The sequence below is a fragment of the Pseudomonas fluorescens genome (genome assembly GCF_001708445.1).
Classification (GTDB): domain Bacteria; phylum Pseudomonadota; class Gammaproteobacteria; order Pseudomonadales; family Pseudomonadaceae; genus Aquipseudomonas; species Aquipseudomonas gorinensis.
This window is the reverse complement of the sequence record NZ_CP015637.1, coordinates 5,762,515-5,780,896: the sequence shown is the minus strand read 5'-3', so window position 1 is coordinate 5,780,896 and position 18,382 is coordinate 5,762,515. Positions and strand designations below refer to the sequence as shown.

Annotated in this window: 16 protein-coding genes; 12 read left to right on the top strand and 4 right to left on the bottom strand. The window is 61.4% G+C overall.

Annotated features, from left to right (window positions below):
* Positions 1-168: 168 nt before the first annotated feature.
* Complete coding sequence (locus A7317_RS25740) at positions 169-2,568, bottom strand: hybrid sensor histidine kinase/response regulator (protein WP_024077556.1); 2,400 nt, start codon at positions 2,566-2,568, stop codon at positions 169-171.
* A 288-nt stretch (positions 2,569-2,856) separates the two neighbouring features.
* On the opposite strand from A7317_RS25740, the gene A7317_RS25735 reads away from it, so the two are divergent.
* From A7317_RS25735 to A7317_RS25720, 4 genes are all read left to right on the top strand, one after another.
* Complete coding sequence (locus tag A7317_RS25735; RefSeq protein WP_024077557.1) at positions 2,857-3,654, top strand: hydroxymethylpyrimidine/phosphomethylpyrimidine kinase; 798 nt, start codon at positions 2,857-2,859, stop codon at positions 3,652-3,654.
* Positions 3,655-3,672: 18 nt separating this feature from the next.
* Entirely contained in the window at positions 3,673-4,302 is a 630-nt protein-coding gene (gene thiE / locus A7317_RS25730) for a thiamine phosphate synthase (RefSeq protein WP_024077558.1), read from the top strand.
* Positions 4,303-4,313: 11 nt separating this feature from the next.
* On the top strand, positions 4,314-5,597 hold the full coding sequence (gene hemL, locus A7317_RS25725) for a glutamate-1-semialdehyde 2,1-aminomutase (protein WP_024077559.1): 1,284 nt from the start codon (positions 4,314-4,316) through the stop codon (positions 5,595-5,597).
* 224 nt (positions 5,598-5,821) lie between these two features.
* On the top strand, positions 5,822-6,376 hold the full coding sequence (locus tag A7317_RS25720; protein WP_024077560.1) for a tetratricopeptide repeat protein: 555 nt from the start codon (positions 5,822-5,824) through the stop codon (positions 6,374-6,376).
* 144 nt (positions 6,377-6,520) lie between these two features.
* Here A7317_RS25720 and A7317_RS25715 read toward each other — a convergent pair whose 3' ends face one another.
* Positions 6,521-6,847 (bottom strand): DUF1820 family protein, encoded by a 327-nt coding sequence (locus A7317_RS25715; protein WP_003194436.1) that lies wholly within the window; start codon positions 6,845-6,847, stop codon positions 6,521-6,523.
* 131 nt (positions 6,848-6,978) lie between these two features.
* Between A7317_RS25715 and miaB the strand changes: the two genes are divergently transcribed.
* From miaB to lnt, 5 genes are all read left to right on the top strand, one after another.
* Positions 6,979-8,307: a tRNA (N6-isopentenyl adenosine(37)-C2)-methylthiotransferase MiaB gene (gene miaB / locus A7317_RS25710; protein WP_024077561.1), complete on the top strand. Its 1,329-nt coding sequence runs from the start codon at positions 6,979-6,981 to the stop codon at positions 8,305-8,307.
* Between the two features lie 216 nt (positions 8,308-8,523).
* Positions 8,524-9,528 carry a PhoH family protein gene (locus A7317_RS25705; RefSeq protein WP_024077562.1) on the top strand — a complete coding sequence of 335 codons (1,005 nt, stop codon included), beginning with the start codon at positions 8,524-8,526 and terminating at the stop codon, positions 9,526-9,528.
* A complete protein-coding gene (ybeY, locus tag A7317_RS25700; RefSeq protein WP_024077563.1) occupies positions 9,521-9,979 on the top strand; it encodes an rRNA maturation RNase YbeY in 459 nt (152 codons plus the stop codon). The genes A7317_RS25705 and ybeY overlap by 8 nt, the downstream gene beginning before the upstream one ends.
* A 42-nt stretch (positions 9,980-10,021) precedes the next feature.
* Positions 10,022-10,861, top strand: a complete 840-nt coding sequence (locus A7317_RS25695; RefSeq protein ID WP_010206772.1) for an HlyC/CorC family transporter — start codon at positions 10,022-10,024, stop codon at positions 10,859-10,861.
* Between the two features lie 8 nt (positions 10,862-10,869).
* A complete protein-coding gene (gene lnt, locus A7317_RS25690; RefSeq protein WP_069077080.1) occupies positions 10,870-12,393 on the top strand; it encodes an apolipoprotein N-acyltransferase in 1,524 nt (507 codons plus the stop codon).
* Positions 12,394-12,514: 121 nt separating this feature from the next.
* Here the strand turns inward: lnt and A7317_RS25685 are convergent, their stop codons facing one another.
* Both A7317_RS25685 and A7317_RS25680 read right to left on the bottom strand, forming a co-directional pair.
* Positions 12,515-13,276 carry a YdcF family protein gene (locus tag A7317_RS25685; protein WP_069077079.1) on the bottom strand — a complete coding sequence of 254 codons (762 nt, stop codon included), beginning with the start codon at positions 13,274-13,276 and terminating at the stop codon, positions 12,515-12,517.
* A 107-nt stretch (positions 13,277-13,383) separates the two neighbouring features.
* Positions 13,384-13,701 (bottom strand): hypothetical protein, encoded by a 318-nt coding sequence (locus A7317_RS25680; RefSeq protein ID WP_024077566.1) that lies wholly within the window; start codon positions 13,699-13,701, stop codon positions 13,384-13,386.
* 262 nt (positions 13,702-13,963) lie between these two features.
* Between A7317_RS25680 and leuS the strand changes: the two genes are divergently transcribed.
* From leuS to holA, 3 genes are all read left to right on the top strand, one after another.
* Positions 13,964-16,570: a leucine--tRNA ligase gene (leuS, locus tag A7317_RS25675; RefSeq protein WP_024077568.1), complete on the top strand. Its 2,607-nt coding sequence runs from the start codon at positions 13,964-13,966 to the stop codon at positions 16,568-16,570.
* A gap of 89 nt (positions 16,571-16,659) precedes the next feature.
* A complete protein-coding gene (lptE, locus tag A7317_RS25670; protein WP_024077569.1) occupies positions 16,660-17,265 on the top strand; it encodes an LPS assembly lipoprotein LptE in 606 nt (201 codons plus the stop codon).
* A gap of 39 nt (positions 17,266-17,304) precedes the next feature.
* On the top strand, positions 17,305-18,342 hold the full coding sequence (holA, locus tag A7317_RS25665; protein ID WP_024077570.1) for a DNA polymerase III subunit delta: 1,038 nt from the start codon (positions 17,305-17,307) through the stop codon (positions 18,340-18,342).
* The last annotated feature ends 40 nt before the right edge of the window (positions 18,343-18,382 follow it).

Sequence of the window (18,382 nt, the reverse complement as noted above, 5' to 3'; positions counted from 1 at the left end):
CACGTCGATTGTTGCTGTTTGTAGGTGGGCTTGCTCGCGAAGAACGTCAACGATAACGCGTGCATCCTGGATAAACGCGTTGCTCTCAGGTTTTTCGCGAGCAAGCTCGCTCCTACAGGGTACGAATCGATTGAGGCCGGTTTTTTCAGTTAAGCACCGTCAACCGCCTTAAAAAAGTGGCATACGCGCCGAATGTCCGGCGCTTTCGCCCTCTTGCGGGCATAACACGCGACGTTCCAGCACCGCTTGCAACGCCTCGAAACGCACAGGCTTGGCCAGGCGATCAGTGATACCAATGCCATGGCAGCGCTCACGCTCCGACGCATTGAGCGACGAACTCAAGGCGATCACCGGCAACTCACCACAGCCCGGCAACGCCCTTATCTGACAACACAACGAGAACCCACCTTCAGGCACGTCCAGCAAGACCGCGTCGAAGGTGCCCGCCTGCAAGGCCGCCAATGCGGTCGGGCCGCTGTCCACGGTTTTCACCCGATAGCCCAGTTTGAGCAACATGCCGCGTACCACCAACTGGCCGACGCTGTTGTCATCCACCAACAACACCGCACAATCCTGCGGCGCGCGTCGCTGCTCAGGCGCCGGGCTCGTGACTTTGGGCGCGGGCGGTACGGCATCGACGTCCATCTCCAACTGGAAGCGGCTGCCCTTGTGCGGCTCGGAATGGTGGGTGAGACGCCCGCCCAGCAGCTCGATCAATTGCCGGCAGATCGCCAGGCCGATACCCAGGCCGCCGTATTCGCGGGTGGTCGAACCATCAAGTTGGAAGAAGCGCTGGTACAGAGTGGCCTCGTCAAGGAAGGCGAAACCAATGCCCGTGTCAGTGACGATAAAGCTCAGGTGCAGGCCACCGTCGCTGCGGGGTACGCCCACCACGCGCAGGCGCACCGTGCCTTGGTGGGTAAACTTGAAGGCGTTGTCCAGCAGGCAATCCAGGCACTGAAGCAGTTTGTCGGCATCGCCGATCACGCGGTCGGGCAGTTCATCGGCCACGTCGATGGAAAACCCCAGGCCCTTGTTCTGCGCACTGGCGCTGAACTGCTGGCGCAAGGCGTCGAGCACGCTGCGCAGGCTGAACACCTCGGGCTTGGCACTCAGGCGTCCGGCCTGCAACTCGGTGAGGGTGAGGATGCCGTTGACCATGCGCATCATGTCTCGCGCCGAGCCAGCGGCCGTTTGCTGGTACTGCGCCAGGTCGCCGTCCAGAGGCACGGTTTGCATCAGTTCCAGGGAGCCGATCACCCCATTCATCGGGGTGCGCAGTTCGTGGGTCAGGGTGGCGAGGAATTCGTCCTTGAGCCGGTTGCTGCGGGCCAACTGCTGGTTGAGCACTTCCAGCTTCTGGCTGGCGTCGAACAGGATTTGCGCCTGTTGCTCGCGCATGCCGTTGATGCGGTCCGCCAGGGCCAGGGACAACAGCGCCACCTCAATGGCCGAGCCAATCTGGCTGGCGTACATGGTGAGGAATACGTTGGGCAAGTAGCCCAGCACCATCATGGTATTGACCACCCCGCCCAGCAGGAACGCGGTCCAGGCAATGATGAAATACCGCGCCATGCGCTGCCCGCAGCACCAGGCCTTGATGGCGGCGACGAAGATGGTCACGGTGAACACCAGCGCCAGGCCGGTGGCCAGGCGCAAGGCCAGCGCGTAACTGGTCATCAGCGAGAGCAGCATCACCACCGCCCCGCAGGCCACCAGTGCCAGCAACAGACGATTGATCCAGCGACTGTGTTGGGCAGTGTGCAGGAAGCTGCGGGCGAACAGGCTGCCAAACAGCGCCGCCGAGCCAATCAGGAACGGCACCGCCGCGTTGGTCCACCACGGGTTGTCCGGCCACAAATATTCCGCCGCCACCCCATTGACCGACAATTGGTACAGGCCGAACGAGGCGATGTAGAGGATGTAATACAGGTAACTGGTGTCACGCACGCTCAGGTAGATGAACAGGTTGTAGATCAACATCCCCAGCAATACGCCGTAAATCGCCCCCAGTACATACAGGCGCAAGGGTTGTTCTTCCAGGTAGGCGGTGCCGGACCACAGCGTCAACGGGGCCTGGATCGAGCCTTGGCTTTGCAGGCGCAGGTAGAGGGTTTCCTGTTGATTGGGCACAAAGTTGAGCTTGAACAGGTAATTGCTCTGGCGCACCTCCCGGCTGGAAAAAGGCAGCGCGCTGCCGGTGCGCGCGGTGAGGCGGTAGTTGCCGGTGGGGTCGCGCTGGTACAGGTCCAGGTGGTTCAGTGGCGGGTAGGCCAGTTCCAGGAACCAGGTACGTGGGGAACGCGGGTCTTGGGCCAGGTAATGCAGGTCGACCTTGAGCCAGAACACCGAGCGCGAATAGCCGGCATTGAGGGTGGCTTTGTCATGGGGCTTGAACTGTGCGGCGTAGGCGGGGGAACTCACATCGGCGATGGTCAGGGCGTCGGTCGGGTCTTCGAGCACCTGCATGGCGCGGCCCAGTGGCAAGCTTCGCGTGTCCTGAGTGAACTCGATGGCGCTGGCGAACATAGGCAGTCCGCACAACAATAAAATCAGCAAATAGCGCATAGAGCCCCAGCGTGACCTGTCCGGTTATGTCAAAAAGCCCCCCATTCCTTTTGAGAAGACGAATACCGGCGATACAGTAAGTTGTTTGGATCCACTCTAGCATAGCCGCTAGAGGCCATTAGACACCATTGAAATAATTTTTTGAAAGGCTCTAGGACGCGGCTTACAGGGGGTTTTGCAACCCGTAACGGATACTAGCAAACAGCCATAAATACCCCTGTATCCGGGCAAAATTCTGCCAGCGCCAGACGGCCACGCCAAAAGCGTTTGGTGGTAAGCTCGCGCTCCATGAATATCTACAGCTCTCGCCCTGTTGTCCTCTGTCTCTCCGGCCATGATCCCAGTGGGGGCGCCGGCTTGCAGGCAGATATCGAAGCCCTGCTCGCCCAGGGCTGCCATGCGGCTCCGACCGTCACCGCCCTGACCGTGCAGAACACCGTCAATGTCAGCGACTTTCGCGTACTCGATCGCGAGTGGGTAATGGCCCAGGCCAATGCCGTGCTCAGCGACTCCGAAGTCGCGGCGGTCAAGCTGGGCATGCTGGGCTCTACCGCGATGGTCGACACCGTGGTCGAACTGCTGCAGGCGCATCCGCACCTGCCGGTGGTGTGCGACCCGGTGCTGCGTGCCGGCGGCGGTGGCAGCCTGGGCAAGGATGAAGTCGGCTACGCGATGCGCGAGCGGCTGTTTCCACTGTCGCTGATCGCCACACCCAACCTGCCCGAAGCCCGCATCCTTGCAGAGCTGCCCGACGGCACCGCGGACGAATGCGCCGAAAAGCTGCTGCCGTATATCAAGCACCTGCTGATCACGGGCGGCCATGGCGACGAACACGAAGTGCACAACCGCCTGTACAGCCGCGACGGCACGCGCCAGACCTTCACCTGCCAGCGCCTGCCCGGCAACTATCACGGATCGGGTTGCACCCTGGCCAGTGCACTGGCCGGGCGGATCGCCCAGGGCGAGGGCCTGGTGAGCGCCGTACAGTCTGCCCTCAACTACACTTGGCGTACCCTGCGTGACGCCGAACAACTCGGCCAGGGCCAGTTCGTGCCTCGCCGACTGCCGCTGGATTTCTGCTCGTAAGACCAAGAGGCCTGCCCGATGAAATTACGTGGCCTTTACGCCATTACCGACGGCCAACTGTTGGCCGGCAAATTCCTCGCCTATGTCGAAGCGGCATTGGACGGTGGCGTGACCTTGTTGCAGTACCGCGATAAAAGCACCGACGAAGCCCGGCGCCTGCGCGAAGCCGAAAAGTTGCGGGAGCTGTGCTCTCGCTACAAGACCCAATTGATCATCAACGACGATGCCGAATTGGCTGCGCGCCTCGGCGTCGGCGTACACCTGGGCCAGACCGACGGCCCACTGACCCCGGCGCGTGCCTTGCTGGGTTCCAAGGCGATCATCGGCGCCACCTGCCACAGCCAGATCGAACTGGCCGAGCAGGCCGCGAAGGAAGGCGCCAGCTATGTCGCCTTCGGCCGCTTCTTCAATTCCAACACCAAGCCTGGCGCGCCCGCCGCCACTGTCGAGATGCTGGCCCAGGCCCGCAAGCGCCTGCAATTGCCGATCTGCGTGATCGGCGGCATCACCCTGGAGAACGCCGAACCGCTGGTGGCCCACGGTGCTGACCTGCTGGCCGTGGTGCATGGCCTGTTCGGCGCCGAGAGCACCCAGGAAGTCACGCGCCGCGCCCGCGCCTTTAACGATCTTCTTAAATATTCCGTTTAGAGAGCCCGACCATGTCCCGTTCCGAAAGCCTGTTTGCCAATGCCCAGAAACACATCCCCGGCGGTGTGAACTCCCCCGTGCGTGCGTTCAAGAGCGTCGGCGGCACGCCATTGTTCTTCAAGCATGCCGAAGGCGCCTACGTCACCGACGAAGATGACAAGCGCTACGTCGACTACGTTGGTTCCTGGGGTCCAATGATCCTCGGCCACAGCCATCCTGAAGTCCTCGACGCCGTCCGCCAGCAATTGCAGCACGGCCTGTCCTACGGCGCGCCGACCGCCATGGAAACCGAGATGGCCGACCTGGTCTGCTCGATCGTGCCGTCGATGGAGATGGTGCGCATGGTCAGTTCCGGCACCGAAGCCACCATGAGCGCAATCCGCCTGGCCCGTGGTTTCACCGGCCGCGACAGCATTATCAAATTCGAAGGCTGCTACCACGGCCACTCCGACAGCCTGCTGGTCAAGGCCGGTTCCGGCGCACTGACCCAGGGCGTTCCGAGTTCGGCCGGCGTACCCGCCGCGTTCGCCAAACACACGCTGACCCTGCCGTTCAACGACATTGCCGCGGTCGAGCAGATGCTCAGCGAAGTCGGCCAGGACGTGGCTTGCATCATCGTCGAGCCGGTCGCTGGCAACATGAACTGCGTACCGCCGGCCCCGGGCTTCCTCGAAGGCTTGCGCGAGCAGTGCGACAAACACGGCGTGGTACTGATTTTCGACGAAGTGATGACCGGTTTCCGTGTCGCCCTCGGCGGCGCCCAAGCGCACTATGGCGTCACGCCAGACCTGAGCACCTTTGGCAAGATCATTGGCGGCGGCATGCCGGTGGGCTGCTTTGGCGGCAAGCGTGAAATCATGCAGCAGATCGCGCCGCTGGGCCCGGTGTACCAGGCGGGCACCCTGTCCGGTAACCCACTGGCCATGGCGGCCGGCCTGACCACCTTGCGCCTGATCAGCCGCCCGGGTTTCCACGCCGAGCTGACCGACTACACCACTCGCCTGCTGGACGGCCTGCAACAGCGCGCCGATGCCGCCGGTATCCCGTTTGTCACCACCCAGGCCGGTGGCATGTTCGGCCTGTATTTCAGCGGTGCCGACGATATCGTCACGTTCGAGGACGTGATGGGCAGCGATGCCGACCTCTTCAAGCGCTTCTTCCACCTGATGCTGGAAGGCGGCGTGTACCTGGCGCCGAGCGCCTTCGAGGCGGGCTTCACCTCGATCGCCCACGGCGACGCCGAGCTGAAACTGACCCTTGACGCCGCCGAGCGCGCCTTCGCCGCCCTGAAATAAACAGGTGCACACTCTGATGCTGCCCTCGGCAGCGTCAGATTTTCTACTTTGCCTACAGCGTTTTCCTTATTTTTTCGAGAATTCACCTGCAATCCGGCAGATAACTTGCCCAACCAGCAGAAAAACGAGTAAAGACTTTGTAAGCAGAGGCCTGCTTATTTCATAATGCGCGCTTATTGGACCCCCGAGGGTCCGCGTGCCCCGTCAGAGGTAAGTCGATTCCCATGAAACGCACCGGCCGCACCCTGGTCCTGGGCTGCCTGTTGCTCCTTCAGCCGCTGCTGGCACATGCACAAGCAGGCGGCAACTCGTTGTTAATCCCAGCGATGGGTCGTTGCACCCTCAATACCCAGCCAGACAGCCAGGCCGAAGCCCTGAGCGCGTGCCAGAAACAGGCCGACGGCGGGGATGCGCAGGCGCAATACGAGTTGGGCGAGTTCTTCTACGACAGCAAAAACCCCGCCCGCGACCTCAACAAGGCCTTGAACTACTTCGAGAAAGCCTCGTTGCAGGGCCACGCCCAGGCGCAATTCCAACTGGGCACCATGTTCTTCCACGGTGAAGGCGTGCCGGCCAATAACGTCCAGGCGTATATCGTGCTGAAAATGGCTGCGGTCAATGGTGCCGAAGACGCGCTGGACACCGCCGACGAAGTGGCCGAGCACATGCAGCGCGATGAGCTGGAAGTGGCGACCCAGGTGCTGGGGCAGATTTTCCGCAATTACCTGCAGGAATTGCAGAGTGCCGATGGGCGTTCGCCGTTCTCACCCCTGCCCTGATCGATCTGCGGCGAGGGCGCGTGCTCCTCGCCAGGCTGCGAAGCGGGTTCACAACCCTTCACTGACTTCTATCTGACGCATCTGTAAATTGCATTGGGGCCGCTTCGAGCCCCGGCGGGAGTAAGCGTCCTCGTCCCAAACGCCTTACTTTTCAGGCATCGGCATCGGAAACGGCATGACATTGCTGGTGCCACGGGCTTCGCTGATCTTCGGTGTTCCCAGGCGCTCGACTTCATCGATGCGCACAATCGAATGCATCGGCACAAAACTACGCACCACGCCTTCGAACTGGGCCTTGAGTTTCTCTTCGCCCGGGTCGACGACCAACTGGGTGCGCTCGCCAAAGACGAACTCTTCCACCTCCAGGAAGCCCCACAGATCGCTCTGATAGATCTGCTTGGCGTACATTTCGAACACCTGGCCCTGGTTCAGGAAAATCACCTTGTAGATTGGAGCTTCACGTTTGGTCATGGTGGGCGAACAACACATCGGGGATATAAAAGAGGGCGCGAACTATAGCATGGCACCCGATGCACAACGCTAGGAACCAATGGACATGCCCCCTATAATGCGCGGTTCTTTACCACCAGTTGACGATTCCCATGGCCAAGAAGCTTTATATCGAAACCCACGGTTGCCAGATGAACGAGTACGACAGCTCGCGCATGGTCGATCTGCTGGGTGAACACCAGGCCCTGGAAGTCACCGCCCGCGCCGAAGATGCCGACGTGATCCTGCTCAATACCTGCTCGATCCGCGAACGGGCCCAGGACCGCGTGTACTCGCAACTGGGCCGCTGGCGCGAACTGAAACTGGCCAACCCGGACATGGTGATCGCCGTCGGCGGTTGCGTGGCCAGCCAGGAAGGCGCCGCCATCCGCGACCGCGCGCCCTATGTCGACGTGGTGTTCGGCCCACAGACCCTGCACCGCCTGCCGGAAATGATCGACGCTGCGCGCCTCACCAGGCTGCCCCAGGTCGACGTCTCGTTCCCGGAAATCGAAAAATTCGACCATTTGCCCGAGCCACGCATCGACGGGCCGAGCGCCTATGTGTCGGTGATGGAAGGCTGCAGCAAGTACTGCACCTTCTGCGTGGTGCCTTACACCCGTGGCGAAGAAGTCAGCCGGCCGTTTGACGATGTGCTGTCGGAAATCATCCACCTGGCCGAACACGGCGTGCGCGAAGTGACCCTCCTCGGCCAGAACGTCAACGGCTATCGCGGCCAGACCCACGATGGCCGCCTGGCGGACCTGGCGGAACTGATCCGCGTGGTCGCCGCCGTCGATGGCATCGAGCGCATTCGCTACACCACCTCGCACCCGTTGGAGTTTTCCGACAGCCTGATCCAGGCCCACGCCGAAGTGCCGGAGCTGGTCAAGCACCTGCATTTGCCAGTGCAGTCGGGCTCGGACCGCATCCTGGCGGCCATGAAGCGCAACCACACCGCCCTGGAATACAAATCCAAACTGCGCAAATTGCGCGCGGCGGTGCCGGGTATCTGCATCAGCTCGGACTTTATCGTCGGTTTTCCCGGCGAAACCGAGAAAGACTTCCAGCAGACCATGAAGCTGATCGAAGACGTCGGTTTTGACTTCTCCTATTCGTTTGTCTACAGCCAGCGTCCGGGCACCCCGGCCGCCGACCTGCTGGACGAAACCCCGGAAGAACTGAAAAAAGAGCGCTTGAACGCCCTGCAACATCGCCTGAACCAGCAGGGTTTCGAGATCAGCCGACAAATGGTCGGGTCCACCCAACGCATCCTGGTCACCGACTACTCGAAAAAAGACCCGGGCGAATTGCAGGGGCGCACCGAGAACAACCGCATCGTCAACTTCCGTTGCGACAATCCGACCTTGATCGGCCAGTTTGCCGATGTGCACATCGATGCGGCGCAACCGCATTCGTTGCGCGGGTCTCTGGTGCAATAACCCTCAAATCACCACGGCTCAAAATGTGCGAGGGGGCTTGCCCCCGATGACGGCGTGTCAGACACAGATGTTTTATCTTCACCTGCGTTATCGGGGGCAAGCCCCCTCCCACATTTGAATTGCATGGCATCAGGGTTAGATAAATGCTTTCGTACCCGAGCCACTGGCGCTATTCTCTCTTTCACCTCCACAGCCAAAGGGCGGCTAAAAGCAACCTTGAACGCACCCATAGCAGAACCCCATCGCTTCCTCCTCGAGCCGTTTGAGGCTCGCCGTTTCGCCAATCTGTGCGGACAGTTCGACGAGCACCTGCGCCTGATCGAACAACGCCTGAGCATCGAGATCCGCAACCGCGGCAATCAATTCGAGCTTATTGGCGAACCCCAGCACACCACGTCTGCAGAAAACCTGCTCCGCCGCCTCTACCGCGAAACCAAGGGTAGTGAGCTGTCGCCGGAAACGGTGCACCTGTACCTGCAGGAATCCGCCGTGGAAGACCTGGCCAACAACCCGGTGGCCGAAGCCAGCGTGGCCCTGCGCACCAAAAAAGGCATGATTCGCCCACGCGGCTTGAATCAGCAGCGCTACGTCAAAGAAATTCTCGGCAACGATATCAACTTCGGCATCGGCCCCGCCGGTACCGGCAAGACCTACCTGGCCGTGGCCTGTGCGGTCGACGCCTTGGAGCGCGAGCAAGTGCGCCGCATCCTGTTGGTGCGCCCAGCGGTCGAGGCGGGTGAAAAACTCGGCTTCCTGCCCGGCGACCTGGCCCAGAAGATCGATCCGTACCTGCGCCCGCTCTACGACGCGCTCTACGAAATGCTCGGCTTTGAATACGTGGCCAAGCTGATCGAACGCCAAGTGATCGAAATCGCCCCGCTGGCCTACATGCGTGGCCGTACGCTGAACAACAGCTTCATCATCCTCGACGAAAGCCAGAACACCACTGTCGAGCAGATGAAGATGTTCCTCACCCGTATCGGTTTCGGTTCCACCGCCGTGATCACCGGTGACGTCACCCAGGTCGACCTGCCCAAAGGCACCAAATCCGGCCTGGCCCAGGTGATCGAGGTGCTCAAGGACGTGCCGGGTATCAGCTTCACGCACTTCATGCCCAAGGACGTGGTCCGCCACCCGCTGGTGCAGCGCATTGTCGAGGCCTACGAGCGCTTCGACCATCGCGACGACGCACCGACCCAGGATGCGCGCCGCGATGCTTGAGCTTGACCTGCAGCTGGCCACCGACGCGCCCGCTCCCAGCGAAGAGCAGTTCCGTCAATGGTGCACCCTGGCCCTGCGCCAGCGCACCGCTGACTCGGAACTGACCATTCGCCTGGTGGACGAGCCCGAGGGCCGCGAACTGAATCACACCTGGCGCCAGAAGGATTACGCGACCAACGTGCTGTCCTTTCCCGCCGACGTACCCGACGAGTTGCTGGATATCCCGCTGCTGGGCGACCTGGTGATCTGCGTCGAAGTGGTCGAACGCGAAGCTCGGGAGCAAGGCAAGGTTCTTGAGGCCCATTGGGCCCATCTGGTCATCCACGGCTGCTTGCATCTGCTGGGCTACGACCATATAGACGATGACGAAGCCGAAGAGATGGAAGCGCTGGAACGAACGTTGCTTGCAGAATTGGGTCATCGCGATCCGTATGCAGACGACGAAAACTGATCGACACTTAACTGAAACAACAAAGGATTTAGAGTAATCGCTATGAGCGAAGACCGATCGAGCAACGGGCAAAAGTCATGGCTGGGTAAACTGACCCAGGCTTTTGCCCACGAGCCGAAAAACCGCCAGGAGCTGCTGGAGCTGCTGCGCGAAGCCCACCAGAACAAGTTGCTGGACAGCGAAGCGCTGGCCATCGTCGAAGGCGCCATCCAGGTGGCTGACCTGCAGGTTCGCGACATCATGGTCCCGCGCTCGCAGATGATCAGCATCAAGGCGACCCAGACCCCACGGGAATTCCTCCCGGCCGTGATCGATTCGGCGCACTCGCGCTACCCGGTGATCGGTGAAAGCCATGACGACGTCATGGGTGTCCTGCTGGCCAAGGACCTGCTGCCGCTGATCCTCAAGGAGAACGGCGACAGCTTCAACATCAAGGACCTGCTGCGTCCCGCCACGTTCGTCCCGGAATCCAAGCGCCTGAATGTGCTGCTGCGTGAATTCCGCGCCAACCACAATCACATGGCCATCGTGATCGACGAATACGGCGGCGTGGCTGGCCTGGTAACCATCGAGGACGTGCTGGAACAAATCGTCGGCGATATCGAAGATGAGCACGACGTCGAAGAAGACAGCTACATCAAGCCACTGCCCAGCGGTGACTTCCTGATCAAGGCGCTGACACCGATCGAGAACTTCAACGAGTTCTTCGACAGCGAGTTCTCCGACGATGAGTTCGATACCGTCGGCGGCCTGGTGATGAGTGCATTTGGTCATTTGCCCAAGCGTAATGAAACCACCGAGATCGGTGCGTATCGCTTCCGCATCCTGAATGCCGACAGCCGTCGCATCCACCTGATCCGTCTGACACCTATTGCCCGCTAAGGACTGATATGCGCCGTTTCATCGCTCCCGGCTGGCCCGGTAACCTGCTGGCCGTGGTGGCCGGCGCCATCACCACCCTGGCGCTGGCGCCGTTCGACCTGTGGCCGTTTGCGCTGCTGGCGGTCGGACTGTTTTATGTCGGGCTGCGGGAATTGTCCCCACGCCAGGCCCTGGGCCGTGGCTGGTGTTTCGGTTTCGGTCTGTTTGGCGCTGGCACCAGTTGGATCTACTACAGCATCCACCACTTCGGCGGCGCCTCGGTGCTGTTGGCCGGGCTGCTGATGCTGGCATTCACCGCCGCCATTGCCCTGTTCTTCGCCTTACCCGCGTGGCTGTGGGCACGCTGGCTGCGCCGCAATGAAGCGCCGCTGGCCGACGCACTGACCTTTGCCGCACTGTGGGTCGGCCAGGAAGCCTTTCGTGGCTGGTTCCTCACCGGTTTCCCCTGGTTGTATTCCGGTTACAGTCAACTCGACGGCCCCCTCACCGGCCTCGCGCCAGTGGGTGGCATGTGGCTGATTTCCTTTGCGCTGGCGCTGACCGCAGCCTTGCTGTGCAACCTGCCACGCCTGCTCGCAACCCGGCGCAACGCCTTTATCGGCACTGGCCTGCTGTTGCTGGTGGCGCCTTGGGCAATCGGCCTGGCCCTCAAGCATCACGACTGGACCTCGCCTTCCGGCGCACCGTTAAGCGTGGCGGCGATCCAGGGCAACGTCGAACAAAGCATGAAGTGGGACCCCGAGCAGCTCAATGCGCAACTGGCGCTGTACCGCGACATGAGCTTCAGCTCCAAGCGCGTCGACCTGCTGGTATGGCCCGAAACAGCGGTGCCTGTGCTCAAGGAGTCGGTCGAGGGTTACCTGGGGATGATGGGCAAGTTCGCCGCCGAGCGGCATACCGCCCTGATCACCGGCGTGCCGATTCGCCAGGAAGTGCATCATCACAAGCGCTACTTCAACGGAATCACCGTAGTGGGTGAAGGGGACGGCACTTACCTGAAGCAGAAACTGGTGCCCTTCGGCGAGTACGTGCCACTGCAGGACATGTTGCGCGGCTTGATTGCCTTCTTCGACCTGCCCATGTCGGACTTCGCCCGTGGCCCGTCCGACCAGGCAATGCTGCAAGCCAAGGGCTATCAGATTGCACCGTTCATTTGCTATGAAGTGGTGTACCCGGAATTCGCCGCTGGCCTGTCGGCCCAGAGCGACCTGCTGCTGACCATCAGCAACGACACCTGGTTCGGCACCTCCATCGGCCCCTTGCAGCATCTGCAAATGGCGCAAATGCGTGCGCTGGAAGCCGGCCGCTGGATGATCCGCGCCACCAACAATGGCGTGACCGGCCTGATCAACCCGTATGGTCAGATCACCGCGCAAATCCCGCAGTTCGAGCGCGGCATTCTCTACGGCGACGTGGTGCCGATGCACAACCTGACACCGTATCTGCAATGGCGCTCATGGCCGTTGATCATCCTGTGCCTGGGGCTGTTTGGCTGGGCACTGCTGGCGGGCCGGATGTCCAAAACCGTCTGACCAGGCAACACCAAACCAATGTGGGAGGGCGCGCGCGCCGATGGCAATTGTTCAGACACAGACGTTTTGACTGAAATGCCGCTATCGGGGCAAGCCCCCTCCCACATTTTGATTTGCGGTGCTATCGATAGAACAACCGATACCCCACCTGCCCCACCGCCTCGTTGAGCAACTGCCCGCTCTGCCACACTGACTTGAACTCCGGCATCCAGCCGCCCAGTGGCCGGGCGTTGTCCACGCCCAGGAAACCGACAGGCGCCGGCACCACGGTAAAGCCGGCCTTTTCAAAGCTCCAGACCGAACGCGGCATATGCCAGGCCTGGGTCACCAGCACCACGCGCTTGATGCCCTCGGGTAGCAGAATCCCGGCGCTCATCTGCGCGTTTTCCCACGTGGTACGGCTGCGTTCTTCCTTCCAGCGCACCATGACGCCAAAGTCATCTTGCATCGACACCGCCATCAACTCAGCCTCGCTGGGCGGCGTCCCGTAGTGCAAACCACCGCTGGTCAACACCGGCAACCCGGATGCCTTGGCCAAACGCGCGGCATAGCGCTGGCGCTCAAGCCCGATTCCCGTGGGCTGGTCCGAACCCCAGGCCGGATCGCCACGCTCTCGGCCCGAACCCAATATCACAATGGCATCAGCGCGCTCGGCCAGGGTCGACCAGTCCTCGCGAACCAAGGGCGGTTGCGTCTCCAGGGCCCGCGCGCCCCACTCCACCACGACCGGCAAGCTCATCAGCCACATGCCCCCCAGCCCAAGGGCAAAACAGCATCCCGCCAGGCGCGGACGGCTGCGACGAAACCACCAGGCAAGCGCGAGCAACAGCAAAAGAATGCCAGGCGGCAGTAACAGTTGTTTGATGAAGTAACGAATAGGCATCGGGCATCTCCATAGATGCCCGAAGCCTAAGGTGTAACGGGGGTTGAGCGACACTATTTAAGAGCAAAGCTGTGGTTGCGATGATCAGGCAGCAACAGGAGGGTGCATTACTTGAACCGTACGGCCCGACGTTTTTCCGGGCCGCGACCAGCCAACACATCCTTGAGCCACACCACCTTGGCCGACCGCGGGGGTTCACTGTATGGCGGGGAAGCCACACCGCTCGACACCGCGCGTCCATTCCTTTCCAGGTAAGCCGTGATCAGTTCCAACTCTGCGCGGCTCAAGCCTCGCAGTTCCAACTCCACAGGCCGTTCATCACGCAATCGGTCCGCAGTACTTGCCGCATCCAGTGCCCGACCCAAGCGGTCGATCAGTCCTTGGTATACATCCGATTTAGATAACATTCGCTGCGATTCCACCATCCCCTCACCTCATTGAAGATAAGACTCACTCCCCAATAAACAGCGTAGCCCCCATGGCTGCGCCTGCCCGGTGCCGCGACAGACGGCCTCGGTGGCGCAATCAGGGTTTCCCTCGATAGAGTGGGGTCATGTATGCTACGGCGCTTCCTGTAACTCCACTTCCCGCAGGGTTTGGGCACGGACGCGCCGCTTTTTGGTGTCGATCAACCCGGACAGTGCACCGAAGAGGATTAGGCCACCCCTATCCAGTTCAAAAGTAGCCATGCACGAACAATATCAGCCCCGTGAAATAGAAAATGCCGCCCAAACCTTCTGGGACGAGCAAAAGTCCTTTGAAGTCAGTGAACAGCCAGGCAAGGAGACTTTCTACTGCCTATCGATGTTCCCTTACCCCAGCGGCAAGCTACACATGGGGCATGTGCGTAACTACACCATCGGCGACGTGATTTCCCGCTACCAGCGCATGCAAGGCAAGAACGTCCTGCAACCCATGGGTTGGGACGCCTTCGGCATGCCGGCGGAAAACGCCGCGATGAAAAACAACGTGGCCCCCGCCAAGTGGACCTACGAAAACATCGCCTACATGAAGTCCCAGCTGCGCAGCCTGGGCCTGGCGGTGGACTGGTCTCGCGAAGTGACCACCTGCAAGCCGGACTACTACCGCTGGGAACAATGGCTGTTCACTCGCCTGTTCGAAAAAGGCGTGATCTACAAAAAAAGCGGCACCGTGAACTGGGACCCGATCGACCAGACCGTACTGGCCAACGAGCAGGTCATCGACGGTCGCGGCTGGCGCTCCGGCGCGCTGATCGAAAAGCGCGAAATCCCGATGTACTACTTCAAGATCACCGCCTACGCGGACGAACTCTTGTCGAGCCTCGACGATTTGCCGGGCTGGCCTGAACAGGTCAAGACCATGCAACGCAACTGGATCGGCAAGTCCAAGGGTATGGAAGTTCAGTTCCCGTACAACGTCGACTCCATCGGCGAAGCCGGCGCACTCAAAGTCTTCACCACCCGTCCAGACACCCTGATGGGCGCGACCTACGTCGCCGTGGCTGCCGAGCACCCATTGGCCACCCAGGCTGCCCGCAACAACCCTGAACTGCAGGCGTTCATTGCCGAATGCAAAGGCGGTAGCGTGGCCGAGGCCGACGTCGCCACCCAGGAGAAAAAGGGCCTGCCGACCGGGTTGTTCGTCGAGCACCCGCTGACCGGCGAAAAGCTGCCGGTCTGGGTCGCCAACTACGTGCTGATGCACTACGGCGATGGCGCAGTAATGGCTGTGCCGGCCCACGACGAGCGCGATTTCGAATTCGCTACCAAATACAGCCTGCCGATCAAGTCAGTGGTGCGCACCAGCTCGGGCGACACCAACCCGGCCCCGTGGCAAGACGCCTACGGTGAGCACGGTGAGCTGATCAACTCCGGCGAGTTCGACGGCCTGGACTTCGCCGGCGCCTTCGACGCCATCGAAGTCGCACTGATCAAGAAAAACCTCGGCGCCTCGCGCACCCAGTTCCGCCTGCGCGACTGGGGCATCAGCCGCCAACGCTATTGGGGCTGCCCGATCCCGATCATCCATTGCGAAAGCTGTGGCGACGTGCCGGTGCCGGAAGACCAACTGCCGGTCATCCTGCCGGAAGACGTGGTGCCGGACGGCGCCGGTTCGCCGCTGGCGCGCATGCCCGAGTTCTACGAGTGCAACTGCCCGAAATGCGGCCAGCCTGCCAAGCGTGAAACCGACACCATGGACACCTTCGTCGAGTCCTCGTGGTACTACGCCCGCTACGCCTCGCCGCACTATGAAGGCGGCCTGGTGGAAAAATCCGCGGCCGACCACTGGCTGCCGGTGGATCAGTACATCGGCGGTATCGAACACGCCATTCTCCACCTGCTGTACGCGCGCTTCTTCCACAAGCTGATGCGCGACGAAGGCCTGGTGAGTTCCAATGAACCGTTCAAGAACCTGCTGACCCAGGGCATGGTCGTCGCCGAGACTTACTATCGCCGCGAGGCCAATGGCGCCTACACCTGGTTCAACCCGGCGGACGTCGAACTGGAGCGCGACAGCAAGGCCAAGGTCATCAGCGCCAAGCTGATCGCCGACGGCCTGCCGGTGGAAATCGGCGGCACCGAGAAGATGGCCAAGTCGAAGAACAACGGCGTCGACCCACAGTCGATGATCGACCAGTTCGGCGCAGACACCTGCCGCCTGTTCATGATGTTCGCCTCGCCGCCTGACATGAGCGCCGAATGGTCCGACTCCGGCGTCGAAGGTTCGCACCGTTTCCTCAAGCGCGTCTGGCGCCTGGCCCATGCCCATGTCAGCCAGGGCCTGCCTGGCAAGCTGGATGTAGCGGGCTTGAATGATGAGCAGAAAGCCATTCGCCGCAGTACCCACCTGGCCATCAAGCAAGCGAGCCAGGATGTGGGTCAGCACCACAAGTTCAACACCGCCATCGCCCAGGTGATGACCCTGATGAACGTGCTGGAGAAAGCACCACACGCCACCGAACAGGACCGTGCGCTGGTTCAGGAAGGCCTGGAAACGGTCACCTTGCTGCTGGCCCCGATCACGCCGCACATCAGCCACGAACTGTGGAGCCGCCTGGGCCACAGCGACGCGGTCATCGATGCCCGCTGGCCGGTGCAGGATGACAGCGCGCTGGTACAGGACACGTTGCAACTGGTGATCCAGGTCAACGGTAAACTGCGCGGGCACATCGACATGCCTGCCAGCGCCAGCCGTGAAGACGTCGAAGCGGCCGCACGCATCAATGAGAACGTGCTGCGCTTTACCGAAGGCCTGACGATCCGCAAAGTGATCGTGGTGCCCGGCAAGCTGGTCAATATCGTCGCGAGCTAAATCGGATCGGGCGCAGGGCTTGGGCCCTGCGCCGAACAAAACCTCCAGGGCCTCGATAAGGCCCACATGGTTTCAAGGGGAGCAACAAAATGATCAAACGCAATTTGCTGGTGATGGGCCTTGCCGTGCTGCTGAGCGCTTGCGGCTTCCAGCTGCGCGGTACTGGCACCAATGAACTGGCGATCAAGGAACTGGACGTCAGCGCCCGCGACGCCTACGGCAATACTGTGACCCAGTTGCGCCAGGTACTGGAAAACAGCGGTGTGCACGTCTACACCGGCGCGCCCTATAAGCTGGTCCTGATAAACGAGAAAGAAACCCAGCGTAACCTCAGCTACGCCAGTGCCGGCCGCGCCTCGGACATCGAACTGAGCAGTGAGCTCAACTTCGAAATCCAGGGCCGCGAACACCTGCCATTGATGGGTGACAAGGTCCAGGTGCAGAAAATCGTCAGCCACGACGGCAACAACCTGGTGGGTTCGGACTCGGAAAGCATCCAGGTGCGCAAGGAAATGCGTCGTGAATTGGTGCAACGCATGGTCGTGCGCCTGCAGATGCTGACCCCACAACAACTCGACACCTTGCAGCAAAACGCCGACAACAAGGCCAAGGCTGACGCCGACGCCCTGAAAGCCGCGCAAGAGTACGAAAACAACACGCCGAAACAATCGCCTGTTGAAGTCCCTGTCGAGTAAGCCATACGGGGCGCCCCAGGCGCCCCGTTCGCCCAGCCTATGAAACTCGCCCCCGCCCAACTCGCCAAACACCTGCAAGGTGGCCTCGCGCCTGTATACATCGTCAGCGGCGATGACCCGCTGCTTTGCCAGGAAGCGGCGGACGCCATCCGCACTGCCGCACGCCAGCACGGCTTCGATGAGCGACAGGTGTTCAGCGCCGACGCCAGTTTCGACTGGGGAACGCTGCTGCAAGCCGGCGCCAGCATGTCGCTGTTTGCGGAAAAACGCCTGCTGGAGCTGCGCTTGCCGTCGGGCAAGCCCGGAGACAAAGGCGCGGCCGCCTTCATCGAGTACTGTTCACGACCTGCCGAAGACACAGTGCTGCTGATCAGCCTGCCCAAGCTCGACGGCAGTGCGCAGAAAACCAAGTGGGGCAAGGCGCTGGTGGAAGGGGCGCAGACCCAGTTCATCCAGATCTGGCCGGTGGATAGCAGCCAGTTGCCACAATGGATTCGTCAGCGCCTGTCACAGTCGGGGCTATCGGCGACGCAAGATGCGGTCGAGCTGATCGCCGCCCGGGTCGAAGGCAACTTGCTTGCCGCCGCCCAGGAGATCGAAAAGCTCAAGCTGATGGCTGAAGACGGGCAGATCACCGTCGAGACCGTGCAAGGCGCGGTAGCCGACAGTGCGCGGTTTGACGTGTTCGGGCTGGTGGACGCGATCCTCAATGGCGAACCGGCCCACGCCCTGCGCATGCTCGAAGGGTTACGCGGTGAAGGCGTGGAACCGCCGGTGATCCTCTGGGCCCTGGCCCGGGAACTGCGGGTGCTGGCCAATATCGCCCTGCAATACAGCCAGGGCACGCCGCTCGACAAATGCTTCAGCCAGGCCCGGCCGCCCGTGTGGGACAAACGCAAGCCCCTGATGAGCAAAGCCCTGCAACGGCACTCGGCGCAACGCTGGGCGCAATTGCTGCTGGAAGCGCAGCGCATCGATGCGCAGATCAAGGGCCAGGCAGCCGGTTCGCCGTGGATGAGCCTGAGTCGTTTGTCGCTGTTGATGTCCGGACAGCGCCTGACACTCCCCGCCGAATAGCCCCCCTCTTAAAAACACCGCAAAACCAATGTGGGAGGGG

What these genes read in the sequence shown, in the direction of transcription:
- A7317_RS25680 (WP_024077566.1), bottom strand. Translation starts at nt 13,701, where the DNA reads ATGGTGGAATCGCAGCGAATGTTATCTAAATCGGATGTATACCAAGGA.
- lptE (WP_024077569.1), top strand. Translation starts at nt 16,660, where the DNA reads ATGATCAAACGCAATTTGCTGGTGATGGGCCTTGCCGTGCTGCTGAGC.
- A7317_RS25685 (WP_069077079.1), bottom strand. Translation starts at nt 13,276, where the DNA reads ATGCCTATTCGTTACTTCATCAAACAACTGTTACTGCCGCCTGGCATT.
- A7317_RS25740 (WP_024077556.1), bottom strand. Translation starts at nt 2,568, where the DNA reads ATGCGCTATTTGCTGATTTTATTGTTGTGCGGACTGCCTATGTTCGCC.
- A7317_RS25695 (WP_010206772.1), top strand. Translation starts at nt 10,022, where the DNA reads ATGAGCGAAGACCGATCGAGCAACGGGCAAAAGTCATGGCTGGGTAAA.
- ybeY (WP_024077563.1), top strand. Translation starts at nt 9,521, where the DNA reads ATGCTTGAGCTTGACCTGCAGCTGGCCACCGACGCGCCCGCTCCCAGC.
- thiE (WP_024077558.1), top strand. Translation starts at nt 3,673, where the DNA reads ATGAAATTACGTGGCCTTTACGCCATTACCGACGGCCAACTGTTGGCC.
- hemL (WP_024077559.1), top strand. Translation starts at nt 4,314, where the DNA reads ATGTCCCGTTCCGAAAGCCTGTTTGCCAATGCCCAGAAACACATCCCC.
- lnt (WP_069077080.1), top strand. Translation starts at nt 10,870, where the DNA reads ATGCGCCGTTTCATCGCTCCCGGCTGGCCCGGTAACCTGCTGGCCGTG.
- A7317_RS25720 (WP_024077560.1), top strand. Translation starts at nt 5,822, where the DNA reads ATGAAACGCACCGGCCGCACCCTGGTCCTGGGCTGCCTGTTGCTCCTT.
- A7317_RS25735 (WP_024077557.1), top strand. Translation starts at nt 2,857, where the DNA reads ATGAATATCTACAGCTCTCGCCCTGTTGTCCTCTGTCTCTCCGGCCAT.
- A7317_RS25715 (WP_003194436.1), bottom strand. Translation starts at nt 6,847, where the DNA reads ATGACCAAACGTGAAGCTCCAATCTACAAGGTGATTTTCCTGAACCAG.
- miaB (WP_024077561.1), top strand. Translation starts at nt 6,979, where the DNA reads ATGGCCAAGAAGCTTTATATCGAAACCCACGGTTGCCAGATGAACGAG.
- holA (WP_024077570.1), top strand. Translation starts at nt 17,305, where the DNA reads ATGAAACTCGCCCCCGCCCAACTCGCCAAACACCTGCAAGGTGGCCTC.
- leuS (WP_024077568.1), top strand. Translation starts at nt 13,964, where the DNA reads ATGCACGAACAATATCAGCCCCGTGAAATAGAAAATGCCGCCCAAACC.